15 protein-coding genes are annotated in these 17,425 nt (G+C 72.2%); 7 read left to right on the top strand and 8 right to left on the bottom strand.

Going from position 1 to position 17,425, the window contains the following annotated elements:
- Positions 1-12: 12 nt before the first annotated feature.
- Both ACIBAD_RS16995 and ACIBAD_RS16990 read right to left on the bottom strand, forming a co-directional pair.
- On the bottom strand, positions 13-1,902 hold the full coding sequence (locus tag ACIBAD_RS16995) for a C1 family peptidase (RefSeq protein ID WP_398907452.1): 1,890 nt from the start codon (positions 1,900-1,902) through the stop codon (positions 13-15).
- A gap of 166 nt (positions 1,903-2,068) precedes the next feature.
- Positions 2,069-3,226 carry a hypothetical protein gene (locus ACIBAD_RS16990; RefSeq protein ID WP_398907450.1) on the bottom strand — a complete coding sequence of 386 codons (1,158 nt, stop codon included), beginning with the start codon at positions 3,224-3,226 and terminating at the stop codon, positions 2,069-2,071.
- 292 nt (positions 3,227-3,518) lie between these two features.
- Between ACIBAD_RS16990 and ACIBAD_RS16985 the strand changes: the two genes are divergently transcribed.
- Both ACIBAD_RS16985 and ACIBAD_RS16980 read left to right on the top strand, forming a co-directional pair.
- Positions 3,519-4,739 (top strand): DUF1266 domain-containing protein, encoded by a 1,221-nt coding sequence (locus tag ACIBAD_RS16985; protein WP_398907448.1) that lies wholly within the window; start codon positions 3,519-3,521, stop codon positions 4,737-4,739.
- Positions 4,740-4,823: 84 nt separating this feature from the next.
- Positions 4,824-5,240, top strand: a complete 417-nt coding sequence (locus ACIBAD_RS16980) for a PPOX class F420-dependent oxidoreductase (RefSeq protein WP_134072741.1) — start codon at positions 4,824-4,826, stop codon at positions 5,238-5,240.
- A gap of 18 nt (positions 5,241-5,258) precedes the next feature.
- Here the strand turns inward: ACIBAD_RS16980 and ACIBAD_RS16975 are convergent, their stop codons facing one another.
- The 5 genes from ACIBAD_RS16975 to pdhA form a co-directional block, all read right to left on the bottom strand.
- Entirely contained in the window at positions 5,259-6,023 is a 765-nt protein-coding gene (locus tag ACIBAD_RS16975) for a hypothetical protein (RefSeq protein WP_134072743.1), read from the bottom strand.
- A gap of 175 nt (positions 6,024-6,198) precedes the next feature.
- Positions 6,199-7,131, bottom strand: a complete 933-nt coding sequence (locus ACIBAD_RS16970) for a GNAT family N-acetyltransferase (RefSeq protein WP_398907445.1) — start codon at positions 7,129-7,131, stop codon at positions 6,199-6,201.
- 120 nt (positions 7,132-7,251) lie between these two features.
- A complete protein-coding gene (locus tag ACIBAD_RS16965; protein ID WP_398907669.1) occupies positions 7,252-8,670 on the bottom strand; it encodes a dihydrolipoamide acetyltransferase family protein in 1,419 nt (472 codons plus the stop codon).
- Between the two features lie 34 nt (positions 8,671-8,704).
- On the bottom strand, positions 8,705-9,685 hold the full coding sequence (locus tag ACIBAD_RS16960) for an alpha-ketoacid dehydrogenase subunit beta (RefSeq protein ID WP_134072747.1): 981 nt from the start codon (positions 9,683-9,685) through the stop codon (positions 8,705-8,707).
- A complete protein-coding gene (pdhA, locus tag ACIBAD_RS16955; RefSeq protein ID WP_134072749.1) occupies positions 9,685-10,908 on the bottom strand; it encodes a pyruvate dehydrogenase (acetyl-transferring) E1 component subunit alpha in 1,224 nt (407 codons plus the stop codon). The genes ACIBAD_RS16960 and pdhA overlap by 1 nt, the downstream gene beginning before the upstream one ends.
- Positions 10,909-11,234: 326 nt before the next feature.
- Between pdhA and ACIBAD_RS16950 the strand changes: the two genes are divergently transcribed.
- Positions 11,235-11,897, top strand: a complete 663-nt coding sequence (locus ACIBAD_RS16950) for a response regulator transcription factor (protein ID WP_134072751.1) — start codon at positions 11,235-11,237, stop codon at positions 11,895-11,897.
- 97 nt (positions 11,898-11,994) lie between these two features.
- The gene (locus ACIBAD_RS16945; RefSeq protein ID WP_398907442.1) at positions 11,995-12,411 is read left to right on the top strand and encodes a pyridoxamine 5'-phosphate oxidase family protein; all 417 of its coding nucleotides are present in this window, start codon (positions 11,995-11,997) and stop codon (positions 12,409-12,411) included.
- A 13-nt stretch (positions 12,412-12,424) separates the two neighbouring features.
- Here ACIBAD_RS16945 and ACIBAD_RS16940 read toward each other — a convergent pair whose 3' ends face one another.
- The gene (locus tag ACIBAD_RS16940; RefSeq protein ID WP_398907439.1) at positions 12,425-13,999 is read right to left on the bottom strand and encodes a protein kinase; all 1,575 of its coding nucleotides are present in this window, start codon (positions 13,997-13,999) and stop codon (positions 12,425-12,427) included.
- Positions 14,000-14,228: 229 nt separating this feature from the next.
- Here ACIBAD_RS16940 and ACIBAD_RS16935 point away from each other — a divergent pair, with 229 nt between their 5' ends.
- The 3 genes from ACIBAD_RS16935 (at position 14,229) to ACIBAD_RS16925 (ending at position 17,408) form a co-directional block, all read left to right on the top strand.
- Complete coding sequence (locus tag ACIBAD_RS16935) at positions 14,229-15,914, top strand: protein kinase (RefSeq protein WP_398907437.1); 1,686 nt, start codon at positions 14,229-14,231, stop codon at positions 15,912-15,914.
- Between the two features lie 190 nt (positions 15,915-16,104).
- The gene (locus ACIBAD_RS16930) at positions 16,105-16,650 is read left to right on the top strand and encodes a hypothetical protein (protein WP_398907435.1); all 546 of its coding nucleotides are present in this window, start codon (positions 16,105-16,107) and stop codon (positions 16,648-16,650) included.
- A 107-nt stretch (positions 16,651-16,757) separates the two neighbouring features.
- Positions 16,758-17,408, top strand: coding sequence for a PadR family transcriptional regulator (locus ACIBAD_RS16925; RefSeq protein ID WP_134072761.1), 651 nt, complete (start codon positions 16,758-16,760; stop codon positions 17,406-17,408).
- The last annotated feature ends 17 nt before the right edge of the window (positions 17,409-17,425 follow it).

Below are 17,425 nucleotides of genomic sequence, written 5' to 3'. Positions count from 1 at the left end.
AGACCTCCCGGCTCAGGCGGGGCCGATCACGGGCCCCTCGTGCCAGCCTGCCCCGTCCCGCCAGTAGTGCTGCAGCTGCCGGTCCGTACGCAGGACGATGACCTCCAGGTTGAACCCGAAACTGCCCTGGAGCATCCCGGTGACGGCGAGCGCGTCGTGGCCGAAGACCGCGCTGCGGCTCCAGGGGGAGCCGGAGGCGTTTCCGCGCCACCAGTGCTCGACGCGCCCGCCGGCGCCCACCGCGCAGAGCTCGTAGTTCCCGGCGGTGTCCTCGTCGGCCGCCCCGTACTGGGCCTCGATCAGACAGGGCGCGGAGGTGATCGCACTGCCGAAGACCTCCCCGGCGTGCCAGGCGAAGCCGTTCGGGTCGTCGCGCCACCACAGCTGCATCCGGCCGTCCGTACGGGTGGCGACGAGGTCGAGGTGGCGGCTGCGGGTCTGGATCAGGGCGGGCCCGAAGTGGGCGATGGCGGAGCCGAAGCGGCCGCCGTCGTTCCAGGTCCAGGGGGCGCCGTTGATCCGCCACCAGTGGTTCAGGCGGCCGTCGGCGGTGCGGACGACCGCCTCGAAGTTGCCCGGCCTGCCGTAGTCGCTCTGGATGAACGCCGGGGTCGAGCCGATCGCGGCGTCGCCCGGCCCGAAGGCGCCGCCGTCGCGCCACACGCCGGCGGACTGCTCGTAGTACCAGTGGCGCAGCCGGCCGCCGGTGGTCACGTGCAGGGACTCCATGTTCCGGTTGTACGTGGTCCCGGTGAAGGCGGGCTGGCCGGAGGCGTCGTTCGCGTACGACCGGGCGCGGGCCCACGGGAAGGGGGCGTCCCCCTCGCGCCACCAGTGCTGGAGGCGGCCGCCGCCGGCGGTGGCGCACAGCTCGAAATTGCGGTGGGCGCGGCCGTTGCCGCTCTCGTAGACGTTGCCGGCGTGCAGGCGGCGCTTGCTCCACGGGTCGACGTTGGTGCCGCGCAGGCCGCACTTGGCCCAGTAGTCGATGTCGACCTCGCCGTAGGCGATGCGCCCGTACCCGCCGACGTGGTAGCCCGTCCCCCAGGAGTTCTTGAACAGCCAGCAGCCCGCGGCGTCGTCGTAGCCGACGACCAGCACGCAGTGCCCGCCCGCGAGGCGCTCGCTCGTGCGGTGGTAGACGCCGGAGCCGAGGCCGAAGAAGTCGTCGTACACGTCGAAGCAGGCGGTGAGCGGGCCGACGGTGTCGAGCCAGACCTTCTGCTGCTCGACGTCGCCGAGGCGGACGTAGTCGGTGATCCGGACGGTCCGGCCGGACCGGTCCCAGCTGGGCGTGTACTCGGCGCGCCAGGCGTCGCGGCGGTCGGCCGGGACGGTGGACGGGGGTGGGGAGTAGGGCCAGCAGTCGGGGTCGGCGAGGCCGCCGTTGTCCTTGACCCAGTCGAGGGCGGTCTCGGGGTTGGACCCTTGGCCGCAGGTGAACTTCAGGCCGTCGTGGACGTCCCCCTCGGAGCGCTTCGCCCACACGTTGTGCTCGATGCGGGCCATGGACTCGATGAGCCCCGCGGCCCCGAAGGCCCAGCAGGAGCCGCACGGGTCCTGGTCCTTGACCTTGGTGATCCAGGGCCAGCCCCAGCGGGTGCGCCAGTCGACGGCGGCCGGGCGGGCTCCGAGCCCCGCGGGCGGCGCGTCGGGCAACAGGCCGTGGGCGGCGCGGCGGCGGGTGAGGTGGGGATTGGCGCTTTCGCGGCCGATGAGGGCCCGCAGGTCGACGGCGCCGATCTGCTCGGCGGGCGTGAGGTTCGACCCGGGTTCCAGGCCGAGGGAGGGCCTGGGTACGGGGTCCTCGTCGGCGAGATGTTCGATGACGGACCAGCGCGCTCGCCGCGATACGAGCTGCGCGCGTAGCTCCCCCACCGTCTGGACAGACTGCTCCGGCATGACCGGCCCCCCAGCTGACACCGTTCGTACGCGAGACCCGGGAGCGTCCACCGGGCGGCGGGGCGCGTCAAGGGTGTCTGCACGGTCGCGCGGTCGCACGGGGGGTCGTACGAGGCGCCCGTCCGCCCCCGGCGCCGGAGGGACGCCGGGGGCGGGGAGATGGGGCCTATTCCGCCGGGGCGGGGGCGGCGGCCGGCATGCCGGGCAGGCCGAGGCCGGTGAACAGGGCGACCACGGTGGTGCCGAGGTCGTTCACGACGTCGTTGGCCTTGGTCTTGGCGTTGGTGGTGCAGCCGCAGGGACCGGCCGCCTTGGCGACTTCGTCGACGGAGGCCTTGAGGTGGTCGACGGCGGCGGTGACGAGGTCCACACGGGCGCGGTCCACGGCCTTGGGCTTCGCGGCGACGACGGGGGCTACGGCCGGGAGCGTGACGGGCTGCGCGACGTCGGCGGGCGGCTTGGCCATCTCGACCGGGGGCTTGGCCGCTTCGGCGGGCGGCTTCGCGGCCTCGACGGGCGGCTTGGCGACCTCCACCGGCGGCTTCGCAGCCTCCACCGGGGGCTTCGCAGCCTCAACGGGCGGCTTCGCGACCTCCACGGGCGGCTTCGCGGCCTCAGCCGGGGGCTTCACGGCCTCCACCGGCGGCTTCGCAGCCTCCACGGGCGGCTTCGCGGCCTCAGCCGGGGGCTTCACGGCCTCCACCGGCGGCTTCGCAGCCTCCACGGGCGGCTTCGCAGCCTCAGCCGGGGGCTTCACGGCCTCCACCGGGGGCTTCGCGGCCTCAGCCGGGGGCTTCGCAGCCTCGGCCGGGGGCTTCGCAGCCTCGACGGGCGGCTTCGCAGCCTCCACCGGCGGCTTCGCAGCGTCCGCCGGCGGCTTCGCAGCCGCTGCCGGGGGTTCGTCCGCGGGCGGCTTCGGCAGGACCACCGGGGTCATCAGCCCGTTCGCAGGGGGCTTGGCCACGGCCTCCGGCACGGCGGGGGCCGCGGGTGCCGCCGGGGCGGCTGCCGCGAAGGTCTGCTTCAGACCGGCGAGCGCCGCGTCGATCTTCTGCTTGTGGGCGGCCAGGTCCGCCTCCGGGAGCTTCCCGTCCGGGGACTTCAGGACCTCCCCGAGGAAGTTCGTGACAGGCGTGATCAGACTGCCGGCGGACCCCAGGGACGCCACCTGCGCGGTCAGGGCCTCGGCACCGGGGATGGCCTTCTTCGCCACCGGCGCCGACGGCTGCGTCGGGGCGACGGCCGCACCGGCCAGACCGGGGGAAACGGACAGCAGCGTCACGCACAGGGCGGCGGGGAGGGTGTAGCGGGTGATGCGGTGCAAGTTCTCTCTCCTGTTCAGAGTCGCGGGGCAGGGGATGTGCCCCTGTCCACTCACCGCCACCCGGTCACATTCGGCAACCGGAGACAGGCCCGCAGATCCCGGAAATCTGCCCCGATCCGCCACCTCCACCGCCACGACCTGCACGGATGAATTCCCCGCTCAGCTCCGCCGACGGTGCTGCACTCTCGTGACAGCCTCACCCTGAGTTACCGTCCCGCCCGGTGATCCGAGCGTGCGCGCGAGACCGTACGGGCCGGGCTCGGCGTCTGAGGGCCCCGTTAGGGTTTCCCTCATGGGGACCTGGATCGCGCCGAGCGTCATCGAACGAGAGCTGTACGAAGCCAAGCTCAGGAACGACTGGCCCGCCTACTTCGACGCCCTCGCCGGCGCCTGGCTGTTCGTCCCCATGGCCCGCGGCTACGTGGACGCGAACCCCACCTCGGTGCTGCTCCAACCCGCGTACTTCCCGCAGGTCCGCGCCCGCTGCTACGTGGCGTACACGGCGGGCATGCTGCCCGCCCCCACCGCCGACGTGGTCTTCACCCGCCAGAGCCTGGCCTGGTTCGCCGCCAATTTCGAGCCCGGCGACCCTCCGTACCTGGCCGTCAACCCCGGCAGCCCCTGCGAGGCCTTCCTCCCCGCCGCCCCCGGCGACCGCGCCGTGTGGAAGGCGCACTGGGACCGGGCCCCCACGTACGGCCTGGAGCAGAACAAGGTCCATGCCCTCCACGTCGGGGGCCCGCTGCGCGGCCCCGCCGCGTTCGGGCTCGCCTGCGGCGCGCACCTCTCCGTACGCAACGGCCTGTTCTGGAACGCCCTGGGCTACCACGGCGAGGGCTACATGAAGGAGCGCGAGAAGCTCAAGGAGTACTGGGGCGTCACCACCCGCGAGGAGTGGCTGGTCAGCACCGAGCGGCTGCTGACGGCGGACATGGTCAGCGCGGTATGGGAGTTCACGCTCCGGATCCGCACGGCCCTCGCCAAGGAGTTCGCCGGGCCGGTGGACATCGAGCACTGGCGGCACTCCACCGAGGCGACCCTGCGGGCCAACGCCGAACGCGCGGCCGAGCCCCGCATCACCCCCGAGGGCGTCACCGTCGCCCGGCCCCGCTCCGCAGCCGAGGTGGAAGGGGAGGTCGCCGGCGTGCAGCGGGTCATCGGCCGCATCACGCGCTACGAGCAGCGCTTCCGCGCCGACGGGATCCTCGGCGAGGGCAGGTTCGTCCGGTCCGTCGAGGCCTGGGACTACGGGCGCGCCTCCCAGATGGCCCGCTGGGGCCTCGGCGCCCGCCTGTGCACGCTCCAGGAAGCCGAGGACGCCGTCGTGCGGGCCGGGAGGGTCTGCCGGCTCTCCTACCGCTCCTGGGAGGACCTCTCCGCCGGCTTCATCCTGGGACGCTGCCTCCAGTTCGACGAGGAGGAGTACGGGCACTGGTACACCGACATGGCCGCCACCCACCAGGCGCTGATGAGCGATCCGGGCAGCCCCTGGCTCAACATCCCCTGGGAATAGGGGAAGCGTCGGCTCCTTCCCGACTTTCCCCAGTAGCGGCGAATCCTTGGACGGGGCTGGAAGGCCCCAACTAGCCTCGCCCGCATGACCATTGCGCTGAACGACACGGTACGCAAGCTGCTCGACTCCCCGCACCCGGCGGTGCTGACCACCCTCAACCCCGACGGCGGTCCGCAGAGTTCGGTGGTCTGGGTGACCCGGGACGGCGCCGACGTGCTGATCTCCACCGAACAGGGGCGCCGCAAGGAGCGGAACATCGCACGTGACGCGCGCGTCGGGCTGACCGTCTTCGACACGGCCAATCCCTTCATGTACGTCGAGATCCGCGGCACCGCCACCGTCACCGAGGACACGGGCCGCGAGATCGCCGTCCGCATCGCGGAGGAGTACCTGGGGCCGGGCGCCGGCCGGGAGTACGCCGAGGCCCCGGCCGAGAACGTCCGCCTCGTCGTGCGCATCACCCCGACCAAGGTTCTCGGCAACGCGGCCAAGGCCGGCTAGCAACCGGTCCGGCCGCGGTCACGGCAGCTGCGGGCGGACCTCCGACCAGGCGTCGACCGCCGCCGCGAGCGGGTCGCCGTCCGCGAGGTGGGGTCGTACGAGGGCCATCCAGGGCAGCAGGAGCTTGATGCGCCGCAGGTGCTGGATGCGGGGTCGCGGCAGGTCGCGCCAGGTGCGGGCCTCCGCGGCCGCCGCCGCCGGGGTCAGGTCGATCAGCGCCAGCGCGTCCCGGCACAGGGCCGCCGGGTCGCCGCCGCGACCCGGGCCGAACTGCCCGATCAGGTAGCCCCGTACGGCGGCCACCTCGACCGCGCGGTCCAGCGCGTGCGAGCCCTCCCAGTCCGCCTTGCGGTGCGTGGCGGCCAGCGCCACCGCGCCCCAGCGCAGCCGGGTCTCCTCGGGCAGCCAGTCCCCCTGCATCCGGCCCACGGCCAGCGTCCGCAGGGTCAGCGGATGCGGCTCGTCCAGCAGCGGCGGGTCGGTGGCCAGCCAGGCCTCGATGTCCTCCAGCGCGTGCCCGCCGGGCGGGACCGCGGTCAGCACCTGCCCCCGGGTGAGCAGCGCGACCAGGGCTCCGGTGAGGTGGACCTTGGCCACGTGCCCCGCGTCGAAGAAGGCCACGGTGCGCCCGTACCGCTCGATCCGCCGCAGCCCGAGGCGCAGTTCCCCGACGGCGTAGACCTGTCCGGCGCGCGCGACCCCGCCGAGGCAGCGGACCACGCAGACGCCGCCCGTGACGTCGGCCTCCTCGACGGAGTACACCTGCAACTCGGCGATGGCCACTCCCGACCCCCCTTCCCCGGCCGGGAGGCTACCCCGTACCGCCGTCAGGATGTTGTACGCCGCCCCCGGCTCGCCCCACTCCGGCGGGGGGGGTGGCCGGGGGGCCGGGCGGTCTCGAAGCCGAAGGGGACGGGGTCCCGCTCGCCGACGTGGACGTCGTAGAGATCACGGGGGGCTACGCGTCCGGCTCCAGGACGAGGCGGATCTCCGTGACCTCGTAGCCGGCGCGGTCGAACGCGGCGGCCATCGGGGTGTTGACGGTGTCCGTGGTCGCGGTGATGCGCTCGGCGCCGGCGGCGGCGTGGAACCGGGTGATCTCCGCCAGCACCTCGTCGATCAGGCCGCGGCCGCGCTGCTCCGGGACGACGCCCAGGTACCCGACGTTGCGGTGGTACGGGGTCGCCGACGGGACGGCCAGACCGGCGAGGGTGCCGTCCGGCAGCTCGGCGATCCGCCACCAGGACCGCTCACCGGGGCAGTCGAGGTAGAACTCGAAGTCCGCACGGGCGAGTTGCTCGGCCGCCATCGAGCGGAGCTCGGTGCGCGTGTGCACGTCCAGGCTGCCCGCGGACAGCCGGACGAAGGCGTCGAGGAACTCCTCGTCGGTGCCCTCGCGGAAAACCAGCCGCCCGGTCGGCTCGGCGGTCCCGGCGGCCGGGGTCCACTCGTAGCGCAGCCGCTCGATCTCCCGGGTCAGCCCCGCCTCGTACGCGGCCTTCCGGCGCCAGGCGACGGCGTCGACGAGCTCGGGGCGGGTCCGCCAGTCCCCGGGCAGCGAGATGTTGTAGAGCGGGGGGTTCCCGAAGGCGGCGTGCCCGGCGGCGAGCAGCCCGGCGGCGACGGCGGCCGGGTCGGCCACGGATCCCCGTATCTGGAGGCAGTCGAGCGCGATGGGCCGCTCGCTGTCGGCGCGGCCCCACCACAGCGCCCGGCCCAGGACCTCGCCGGCCCCGTCCTCGGCGAACCAGGTCCACTCGGGCCGGAACCGGTTCTCTGCGAGCTCCTCGCGGATCTTCTCGGCGGACAGGGCCTCGACGGGACCGTCTGCCGGGTAGGCGAGGGCGCGGTCGGTGTCGGCGGGGTCTGCGGTGGCAGCGCGGAATCTCATATTGGTGATCATCGCCGAGGGGCCGTGAGCGCGGCCAGGGCTTTCTCCGCTCACGCCGAAGCCCCCCTCGCGGTGCGGTGGCGAGGGGGGCTTCGGGTGCCGTACTACGGCCGGGTGCCGCTACGACCAGGTGACGAGGCGGCGCGGGTGTTCCAGGACGGCCGCGATGTCCGCCAGGAACTTCGAGCCGAGCTCGCCGTCGATGAGGCGGTGGTCGAACGACAGCGCCAGGGTGGTGACGTGGCGCGCCTTCACCTTGCCCTTGTGGACCCACGGCTGGAGCTTGATCGCGCCGACCGCGAGGATCGCGGACTCGCCGGGGTTCAGGATGGGCGTACCGGTGTCGACGCCGAAGACGCCGACGTTGGTGATGGTGATGGTGCCGTTCTGCATGTCGGCCGGGGAGGTCTTGCCTTCGCGGGCCGTGGCGACCAGCTCGGACAGGGCCGTCGACAGCTCGCCGAGGGTCTTGGTCTGCGCGTCCTTGATGTTCGGGACGATCAGACCGCGCGGGGTGGCCGCCGCGATGCCCAGGTTGACGTAGTGCTTGAGCACGATCTCCTGGGCCGCCTCGTCCCAGGACGCGTTGACGTCCGGGTTGCGGCGGATGGCCACGAGCACCGCCTTGGCGATGAGGAGCAGCGGGTTGATCCGCAGACCGGCGAGGTCCGGGTCGTCCTTGAGCTCCTGGACCAGCTTCATCGTGCGGGTCACGTCGAAGGTGATGAACTCGGTGACGTGCGGCGCGGTGAACGCCGAGCCGACCATCGCCTGGGCGGTGACCTTGCGGACGCCCTTGACCGGGATACGGGTCTCCCGGGCCTCCCGGGCCGCCGCCTCCGGCTGGACGGGCACCGACACGGCCGGGGCCGGCGCGGGCGCGGCCGCCTGCGGAGCGATCGCGGCCGCCGCGGCGGCGTGCACGTCCTCGCGGGTCACGACCCCGCCCTCCCCGGTGGGCACCACGGAGGCCAGGTCGATGCCGAGGTCCTTGGCGAGCTTGCGCACCGGCGGCTTCGCCAGCGGGCGCTCCCCGACGGTGTGGCCGGCGCCGGTGCCGTTCAGCCCGGCGGCGGCAGCCGGAGCCGCCTCCGGCTGGGCAGGTACGGCCGGCAGGGCCACCGCGGCGGTGCCGTTCTGCGCGCCTGCCGCGCCCGGTACGGCCTTGCGCGGGCGGCGCTTCGTCGAGGCCTGGGAGACCCCGTAGCCGACCAGGACGGGCTGGCGGGCGGCGGCCGGCTCCTCGGCGGCCTCGGCCGGAGCCGGAGCCGACGCCGGGGCGGGGGCCTCGACAGCGGCGGCCGCGGGGGCCTCCGCCGCACCCGTCTGCACCGAGATGATCACCTGGCCGACATCGACCGTGGTGCCCTCCTCGAACAGCAGCGCGTGCACGACCCCGTCGAACGGGATCGGCAGCTCCACGGCCGCCTTCGCCGTCTCGACCTCGCAGACGACCTGCCCGTCGGTGACCGTGTCACCCGGCTGGACGTACCACTTGAGGATCTCGGCCTCGGTGAGGCCCTCGCCCACATCGGGCATCTTGAATTCGCGGATCGTCACGGGAACGCTCTCCTCAGTACGCAAGCGAGCGGTCGACGGCGTCGAGCACCCTGTCCAGGCCCGGCAGGTACTCGTCCTCCAGGCGGGCCGGCGGGTACGGGGCGTGGAAACCGCCCACGCGCAGCACCGGAGCCTCCAGGTGGTAGAAGCACCGCTCCGTGATGCGGGCTGCGATCTCCGCGCCCGTGCCCAGGAACACCGGGGCCTCGTGGACGACCACGAGCCGGCGGGTCTTCTCCACCGAGGCCTGCAGCCCGTCGAAGTCGATCGGGGACATCGAGCGCAGGTCGACGACCTCCACCGACTTGCCCTCCTCGGCCGCCGCGGCCGCCGCCTCCAGGCAGACCTTCACCATCGGGCCGTACGCCGCCAGGGTGATGTCCGAGCCCTCCCGCGCCACCCGCGCCGCGTGCAGGGCGTCGGGGATCGCGTCGGTGTCGACCTCGCCCTTGTCCCAGTAGCGCCGCTTCGGCTCGAAGAAGATCACCGGGTCGTCGCTGAGGATCGCCTGCTGGAGCATCCAGTACGCGTCGCTCGCGTTCGAGGGCGAGACCACCTTCAGGCCCGGGACGTGCGCGAACAGCGCCTCGGGGGACTCCGAGTGGTGCTCCACCGCGCCGATGCCGCCCGCGTACGGGATGCGGACGACGACCGGCATCTTGACCTTGCCCAGCGCCCGCGCGTGCATCTTCGCGAGCTGCGTGACGATCTGGTCGTACGCGGGGAAGACGAACCCGTCGAACTGGATCTCCACCACGGGCCGGTAGCCGCGCAGCGCGAGGCCGATCGCCGTGCCGACGATGCCCGACTCGGCGAGCGGGGTGTCGATGACCCGCTCCTCGCCGAAGTCCTTCTGCAGGCCGTCGGTGATCCGGAAGACACCGCCCAGCTTGCCGACGTCCTCGCCCATGATCAGGACCTTCGGGTCCTGCTCCAGGGCCTTGCGCAGGGACTCGTTGAGCGCCTTCGCGATCGACATCTTCTCGACAGCCATCAGTGACCCTCCTCGGCCGACTCGAAGGAAGCGAGGTAGGCGGCGAACTGGGCGCGCTCCTCGTCGACGAGCGCGTGCCCGTCCGCGTAGACGTTCTCGAAGATCGCCATGGTGTCCGGGTCGGGCATGGCGCGCACGACCTCGCGCACCCGCTTGCCCAGTGCCTCGCTCTCGGCCTCCAGGGCCTCGAAGAAGGCCTCGTCGGCCCCGCCGCTCGCCAGCAGGTACGTCTTCAGGCGCAGGATCGGGTCCTTCGCCTCCCAGGCCGCCGTCTCCTCGTCCCGCCGGTACTTCGTCGGGTCGTCGGAGGTGGTGTGCGCGCCCATCCGGTACGTGAACGCCTCGACCAGGGTCGGGCCCTCTCCCGCGCGGGCCCGCGCCAGCGCCCAGCGGGTGACCGCGAGGCAGGCCAGGACGTCGTTGCCGTCCACGCGGACGCCCGGGAAGCCGAAGCCCTGGGCGCGCTGGTACAGCGGCACGCGCATCTGGCGCTCGGTCGGCTCGGAGATCGCCCACTGGTTGTTCTGGCAGAAGAACACCACGGGGGAGTTGTAGACGGCCGAGAAGGTGAACGCCTCGGCGACGTCGCCCTGGCTGGACGCGCCGTCGCCGAAGTAGGCGATGACCGCGGAGTCCGCGCCGTCCTTGGCCACGCCCATCGCGTAACCGGTCGCGTGCAGCGTCTGCGAGCCGATCACGATCGTGTAGAGGTGGAAGTTGTTGGTGTTCGGGTCCCAGCCACCGTGGTTGACACCGCGGAACATGCCGAGCAGGTTCGTCGGGTCGACGCCGCGGCACCAGGCCACGCCGTGCTCCCGGTACGTCGGGAACACGTAGTCGTCGTCGCGCAGGGCGCGGCCGGAGCCGATCTGGGCCGCCTCCTGGCCGAGCAGCGAGGCCCACAGGCCCAGCTCGCCCTGGCGCTGGAGGGCGGTCGCCTCACCGTCGAAGCGGCGGGTCAGGACCATGTCGCGGTAGAGCCCGCGCAGGTCCTCGGTGGTGATGTCCTCGACGAAGGAGAGGAACTCCGCGGCGTCGGGATTGTCCGCTGCGTTGACCCGTTCCCCCTCGGGCGTCAGCAGCTGTACGAGCTGGGGCTCGGCGTTCTGCGCGGTGGCGGCAGCCTTGGCAGCGGGGGCCTTGGCGGCGCTCGCCGCGCCTGCCGCCCGCTTGGTGCCGCTGCTGCGTCGCGGCTTGCGCGCGGCAGTGCTCTCCACGGTCACGTGTTGCTCCTCCGTCGGTCCGGCTCCCGGGTTCTCCGGGGTCCAGTGCGGCTCACCCGGATCTGTACCAGCGCACAAGGGTGGGTGCGCGTCATGTACGGATTCAGGCGTGACAGGTGCCCCGGCAAGTGCCCTGCGCAATGCACGTTACCCAGTGCGCCGCATAACTGCGAAACCCCACTTGACCTGCGTTTTTGCTTGGATATCCAAGTAAATCCGCCGGGCGGGGAACAACCACTGGTCACAGCCTTGCAGGGGGCCGGGACAACGGCACGTTATCCCGGGTAACGACGGCTGGGAAGGGGTGAGTGTGTGAAACTGAGTTCGTGCGCGAAGACGGAAAAATCAAGGTATTCCTCCTGGACGACCACGAAGTGGTACGTCGGGGTGTCCATGAGCTCCTTTCGGTCGAAGAGGACATCGAGATCGTCGGCGAGGCCGGTACCGCCGCGGACGCCCTGGTCCGCATCCCCGCCACCCGTCCCGACGTGGCCGTGCTCGACGTGCGCCTGCCGGACGGCAGCGGTGTAGAGGTCTGCCGCGAGGTGCGCTCGCAGGACGAGGACATCAAATGCCTGATGCTGACGTCGTTCGCGGACGACGAGGCACTGTTCGACGCGATCATGGCCGGGGCCTCGGGGTACGTGCTCAAGGCGATCCGCGGCAATGAGCTGCTCAGCGCCGTACGGGACGTCGCGGCCGGCAAGTCCCTGCTGGACCCGGTCGCCACGGCGCGGGTGTTGGAGCGGCTGCGCGACGGCAACAACGGCAGGGGCGACGACCGCCTGGCCAACCTCACCGAGCAGGAGCGGAAGATCCTCGACCTGATCGGCGAGGGCCTGACCAACCGCGTCATCGGCGAGCGGCTGCACCTGGCCGAGAAGACCATCAAGAACTACGTCTCCAGCCTGCTGTCCAAGCTGGGCATGGAGCGCCGCTCCCAGGCCGCGGCGTACGTGGCCCGGCTGCAGGCCGAGAAGCGCGCCTGACTCCCTCCGCCGGGTCCGTTCATTCGGGACCAACGTCCCCGATCATCGGGGCGGCCTCCCCTTTTCGGCCGAGGCATCCGTACCGGAGAGTGGACGCATGTCTCCGGAGGAACTCCACGCCATCGAACTGCTGCGCCGTGTGCCGTACGGCAGGGTGGCCACGAGCATGCGCGCGCTGCCCTTCCTCGCCCTCGCCCGCCACATCGTGGTGGACGGCGACGTCGTGCTGAGAATGCACGCGGGCTTCGGCCACCACCAGGCGTGCAACGGCAGCGTGGTGGCCTACGGCGCCGACAACTTCCATTCCGCGGACCCCCGCCTGTGGTCCGTACAGTTCACCGGAACGGCCCAGATCATCGAGCCGGCCACCCGGGAACTGGAACTGTTCGGACCTGTTCCGCATTTTGTGGACGGCGCGGTCTTCGACCCCGTCTACATGCGAATCGAGCCCCAGTTCGTGACCGTGCACTCCCTGGCCGGAAATCCGGACAGGGAGTATCAGCCCACCCTCTGAGCTGCGAATTCCCTTAAAGATCGTCCAGCGGATTCGGCGTTTCGACCGGCGGGGTCTTCGTCGGCGGGTTCTTCGTCGGCGGCGTCTTGGACGGAGTGGCCGACGCCGAGGGAGTGGAACTGGGCGACGGCGACGTCGACGTCGACGGAGTGCTGCTGGGCGTGTACTTGCTGCGGCCCGGCGACGGCGTGTAGTCGTCCGACTGGCGCGTCGACGGCGTTTCGTGCGAGGGGGTCGCCTGCGGGTCGGACGGGGTGTTCGACGGGGCGCTCGAAGAGCTCTGGACGGCGGGCGGAGTGCTGTCGTCCTTGTTCTTGTTGCCCGACACCGAGTTGACGGCGTACGCCACGCCGCCCGCGATCGCGATGATCGCCAGCACCGCGAACAGCCACAGCTTCCAGCGGCTGCTGCCGCGGTCGTCGTAGCCGTCGTGGCCGCCGTGGCCGCCGTGGCCGTGGTTGTCGTACCCGCCCCCGCCGGGGAAGGCCGAGCCGTCGTCCGGGTTCAGCGGCGGCACCATCGCCTGCTGGAACTGCGAGGTCGTGGCGTGCGCCGCGTACGGCTGCTGCCCGCCGGTCTGGCCCATCGGCATCGCCGTGGTCTGCGCCGCCCCGCCGCGCCCGTGGGGCAGGGCCATGGTGACCGGACCGGTGTTCCAGGTGCCGGTGTTCGCGCCCTGGTCGTGCAGCATCTGGAGCGCGTACTGGACCAGCCCGCGCATCTCCTCGGCGCTCTGGAACCGGTCGTCCGGGTCCTTGGCGAGGGAGCGCATGACGAGCCCGTCGAGCTCCTGCGGGATGTGGTGGCCCTCCGGCAGCTGCGACGGCGGAACCGGAGCGTCCTGCACGTGCTGGTAGACCACCGACAGCGGGGTCTCGCCGGTGAACGGGGGCCGCAGCGCGAGCAGTTCGTACAGCAGGCAGCCCGTCGCGTACAGGTCGGACCGGTGGTCGACGGCCTTGCCGAGCGCCTGCTCGGGCGACAGGTACTGCGGGGTGCCCATGACCATGCCGGTCTGGGTCATCGTCGACTGGGCGCCGTGCAGGGCGCGCGCGATGCCGAAGTCCATCACCTTGACCGCGCCGGTCTCGGTGATGATGACGTTCGCGGGCTTGATGTCGCGGTGCACGATGCCGTGCTGGTGCGAGTACGCGAGGGCTTCGAGCACGCCGGAGGTGATGATGAGCGCCTGCTCGGGGCCCGGGGCCTCGGCGCTGATCAGCAGATCGCGGATGGTCCGGCCCTCGACCAGCTCCATGACGATGTACGGGACGGTATTGGGGCCGACCTTGTCCTCACCGGAGTCGTACACGGCGACGACGGCGTGGTGGTTGAGCCCGGCGACCGACTGCGCCTCACGCGTGAAGCGGGCCTTGGAGACCGGGTCCTCCGCCAGGTCGGCGCGCAGCAGCTTCACGGCGACGGTCCGGCCCAGCCGGACGTCCTCGGCCGCGAACACTTCCGCCATGCCGCCGCGGCCCAGGCGGTGGGTGAGCCGGTAGCGGCCGTCGCCGACCAGGCCGCCGGCGCCCCAATGCTCAGGACCCTCGGCCATCCCGGCGCCGTTTCCCTCGGGTTCGGGTGCCATCAGTCCTCGCCGTCGTCTCTCTCGGCCGCCGCTCAGCGGTAGGTCCTTTTCGGGTGCTCCGATGAACGCTACAGCCTCGGAACAGGTCGCCGTTCGGACAATGGCGCGCCGTGCCCCCGCGGTCACGGAACGGGCACCTGGCTTGACGTGTGCTTGCCCTCCGGCAGACTGGGCGCCACATGCGCTCAGCCAGAGGCGTTGGGACACATCCCGAGGGGAAGCAACAGTCATGAGCCAGGACGGCACTCAGGGCCAGTACGCGGGCGGCTCTCTGGCCGGTGGCCGTTACCAGCTAAGGGACTTGCTGGGTGCGGGCGGTATGGCGTCCGTCTACTTGGCGTACGACTCGGCGCTCGACCGGCAGGTCGCCATCAAGACGCTGCACAGCGATCTCGGCCGGGAGCAGTCCTTCCGCGAGCGCTTCCGCCGTGAGGCGCAGGCTGTTGCGAAACTGTCGCACACGAACATCGTCTCGGTATTCGATACGGGCGAAGGCGAAGTGACGTTCAGCGGTCCCGGGGCGGGCGACGCCGCGGTGATGCCGTACATCGTCATGGAGTACGTCGAGGGCCAGCCCCTCGGCTCGGTCCTGGAGGCGGACATCCGCCAGTACGGGGCGATGCCGGCCGACAAGGCGCTCAAGGTGACGGCCGACGTGCTGGCCGCCCTGGAGGTCAGCCACGAGATGGGCCTGGTCCACCGCGACATCAAGCCCGGCAACGTGATGATGACCAAGCGCGGCATCGTCAAGGTGATGGACTTCGGCATCGCCCGCGCCATGCAGTCGGGGGTCACCTCGATGACGCAGACCGGCATGGTCGTCGGCACCCCCCAGTACCTGTCGCCAGAGCAGGCTCTGGGGCGCGGGGTCGACGCCCGGTCCGACCTGTACTCGGTCGGCATCATGCTGTTCCAGCTGCTGACGGGTCGGATCCCGTTCGACGCGGACTCGCCGCTGGCCATCGCGTACGCGCACGTCCAGGAGGAGCCGGTCGCTCCGTCCTCGATCAACCGCTCGGTCACCCCGGCGATGGACGCGCTGGTGGCGCGGGCCCTGAAGAAGAACCCGAACGAGCGCTTCCCCACGGCCGCCGCCATGCGCGACGAGGTCGCGCGGGTGATGTCGGCCGGTCAGGCCGGGGCGCCGGTCATCGTGCCCGGCGCGCACACGGGCGCCAGCGGAGCGGGCGTGGGCTCGGCCGTGTTCCCGCCGGTGGACTCCGCTTTCCAGGCGCCGCCGCCGCAGAGCCTGCAGCAGCCGTACGCGCCGACCCCGGCGCCGTCCCCGTACGCGCCGCACACCCCGCCGCCGGTGGCGCAGCAGCACGGGCAGGGCGGGTACGCGTACCCGCCGCAGCAGCAGCCGGTCTCGCACCAGCAGCAGTACGCGCCGCAGACGCCGCCGCCGTTCACCATCTCCCCGACGGGCCCCACGACCCCGTCCGGCGGAGGCGGTGACAAGCGGAACATGCCGGTGGTCGTCGGCGCGATCGTGGTGGCCCTGCTGGCCGTCGGCGGCCTGATCGCGGCGATCTCGCTGAACGGCGACGACGACAAGGGCAAGACCGGCGACACGGCCGCGTCGCCCGGGGCCTCCGCGGCCGCCTCGGGATCGGCCAAGGCCGGCTACAAGGGTCCGGACCCCTCGCGCACGATCGACGCGGCCAAGTGCAAGGACCCGAGCAAGCACTTCTCCGACGCCACCAAGTACACGGCGCCCGACCTGCGCTACAAGAACCTGCTCTCGGTCAAGGCGTGCATCCAGGCCTCCGGCGGCAAGTACAAGATCGTCGACAAGGACGAGGCCGTGTACGGCAAGGACACCGTGCTGGACCAGAGCCCGCGGCCCGGGGACAAGATCGAGAAGGAAGGCACGGAGTACACGCTGACCGTGTCGACCGGCAATCCGGAGTAGCTCCCCCCTCCTCGCTGCAGGAGCCGGCCCCCTCGCGGGACGAGCAGGTCTCCTCGGGGGACGAGCAGGTCTCCTCGCGACACACCCGGCATCCCGGGCGACCCTGATGAGTCGCCCGGGATGCCCGCTTTGCCCCATTATGTGAACCTGAGCACAACATCTCGGCTGCTCGGGACGGGAGGGGCTCCCCGTGACTCAACGCCTCCGCGCGCAGCGCTGGCTGGCCGGGGCCGCAGTGGCCGCCGCCGCGCTGTCCCCCGCCGCCTCCGCCGCCTCCGTCTCGTCCGCCGCCGCCTCGTCCCCGGCCGGTCACGTCTCGGCCGCCCGGCCCCTCGCCGCGACCCTCCCCGGCAGGGCCCGCGCCGCCGGGCCGAAGACCGGCGACCCCGACGCCGACCCCGTGGCCGACGTACCGCACGAGGCGTACGAGGAGCTCGCCGGCAGCGCCGCCGGAGTCGGGCGGGAGCGGCCCGGGCGACCCGCCGCCGAGCCCGCGAACCCGGAGACGGTGCTCGCCGCCCGCCCCCTGCCGGTACGCCCGCACCACCGGCCGGCCAGCCCGCGGCCGGTCCCGCCGCCCCCGCCGAGCCCCCCGCCCGTGGTCACCGCGATCGGCACCGGGCCGAACGAGCGCGCCGCCGACCTGGCCGCGCACATACTGCCGCTCGGCACCGGATTCGCCCTGATGGGACTGGGTCTGGGCTACCTCGGGATGCGGTTGCGCAAGGGCCTCTGACGCCGCCGCACCCCCCTCCCGAGCGGGAGGCGGGGCCGCGCGTCCCCCTTCCGGCCTACACCTCAGGACGGTTGCGCAGGTCTGCATACCCGGTATACATACTGAGTATGTCAATCCGCCACGGCCTCCTCGCCCTGCTGGAAAGGGGTCCTCGGTACGGCTCTCAGCTGCGTACCGAGTTCGAATCCCGCACCGGCTCCACCTGGCCGCTCAACGTCGGGCAGGTGTACACCACCCTCGCCCGCCTGGAACGCGACGGCCTCGTCGCACCCGGCGGCGAAGACGCCGCCGGGCACACCCTCTACGCCATCACCGACTCCGGACGCGCCGAACTGCACCAGTGGTACGAGCGCCCCGTCGACCGCGCCAACCCGCCGCGTGACGAGCTGTCCATCAAGCTCGCCATGGCCGTGGGCGCCCCCGGCGTGGACATCCGCGCCGTCATCCAGGCCCAGCGGCACGCCACGATCAAGGCGATGCAGGACTACACCCGGCTCAAGGCGCAGGCGCTCGCCGCGATCGAGAGCGGGAAGTCCCGCGAACGAGACGACGTGGCCTGGCTGCTGGTCCTGGAGCAGCTGATCTTCCAGACCGAGGCCGAGGCCCGCTGGCTCGACCACTCCGAAGCACGTCTCGTACGGCTCTCCCTGCCGGCCGACCGGAGAGCCGAGCCCGCCCCGCCCCAGGCCGCAGACACCGGCGCCCCCGCGGCCGCCGCCGCACCGAAGCCCCGCGCCCTCCGCGCTCCGCGCGGCTGAAGCCACCACCGTCCCAG

It is taken from the genome of Streptomyces sp. NPDC051109, from assembly GCF_044455885.1.
Classification (GTDB): Bacteria; Actinomycetota; Actinomycetes; order Streptomycetales; family Streptomycetaceae; genus Streptomyces.
This window is presented reverse-complemented; position numbering and strand designations above follow the sequence as displayed.

Bases quoted from the DNA above. Each gene is read 5' to 3' on its own strand.
- ACIBAD_RS16995 (WP_398907452.1), bottom strand. From the start codon at position 1,902: ATGCCGGAGCAGTCTGTCCAGACGGTGGGGGAGCTACGCGCGCAGCTC.
- ACIBAD_RS16985 (WP_398907448.1), top strand. From the start codon at position 3,519: ATGGGGACCTGGATCGCGCCGAGCGTCATCGAACGAGAGCTGTACGAA.
- ACIBAD_RS16980 (WP_134072741.1), top strand. From the start codon at position 4,824: ATGACCATTGCGCTGAACGACACGGTACGCAAGCTGCTCGACTCCCCG.
- ACIBAD_RS16970 (WP_398907445.1), bottom strand. From the start codon at position 7,131: ATGAGATTCCGCGCTGCCACCGCAGACCCCGCCGACACCGACCGCGCC.
- ACIBAD_RS16965 (WP_398907669.1), bottom strand. From the start codon at position 8,670: ATGCCCGATGTGGGCGAGGGCCTCACCGAGGCCGAGATCCTCAAGTGG.
- ACIBAD_RS16960 (WP_134072747.1), bottom strand. From the start codon at position 9,685: ATGGCTGTCGAGAAGATGTCGATCGCGAAGGCGCTCAACGAGTCCCTG.
- ACIBAD_RS16945 (WP_398907442.1), top strand. From the start codon at position 11,995: ATGTCTCCGGAGGAACTCCACGCCATCGAACTGCTGCGCCGTGTGCCG.
- ACIBAD_RS16940 (WP_398907439.1), bottom strand. From the start codon at position 13,999: ATGGCACCCGAACCCGAGGGAAACGGCGCCGGGATGGCCGAGGGTCCT.
- ACIBAD_RS16935 (WP_398907437.1), top strand. From the start codon at position 14,229: ATGAGCCAGGACGGCACTCAGGGCCAGTACGCGGGCGGCTCTCTGGCC.
- ACIBAD_RS16925 (WP_134072761.1), top strand. From the start codon at position 16,758: ATGTCAATCCGCCACGGCCTCCTCGCCCTGCTGGAAAGGGGTCCTCGG.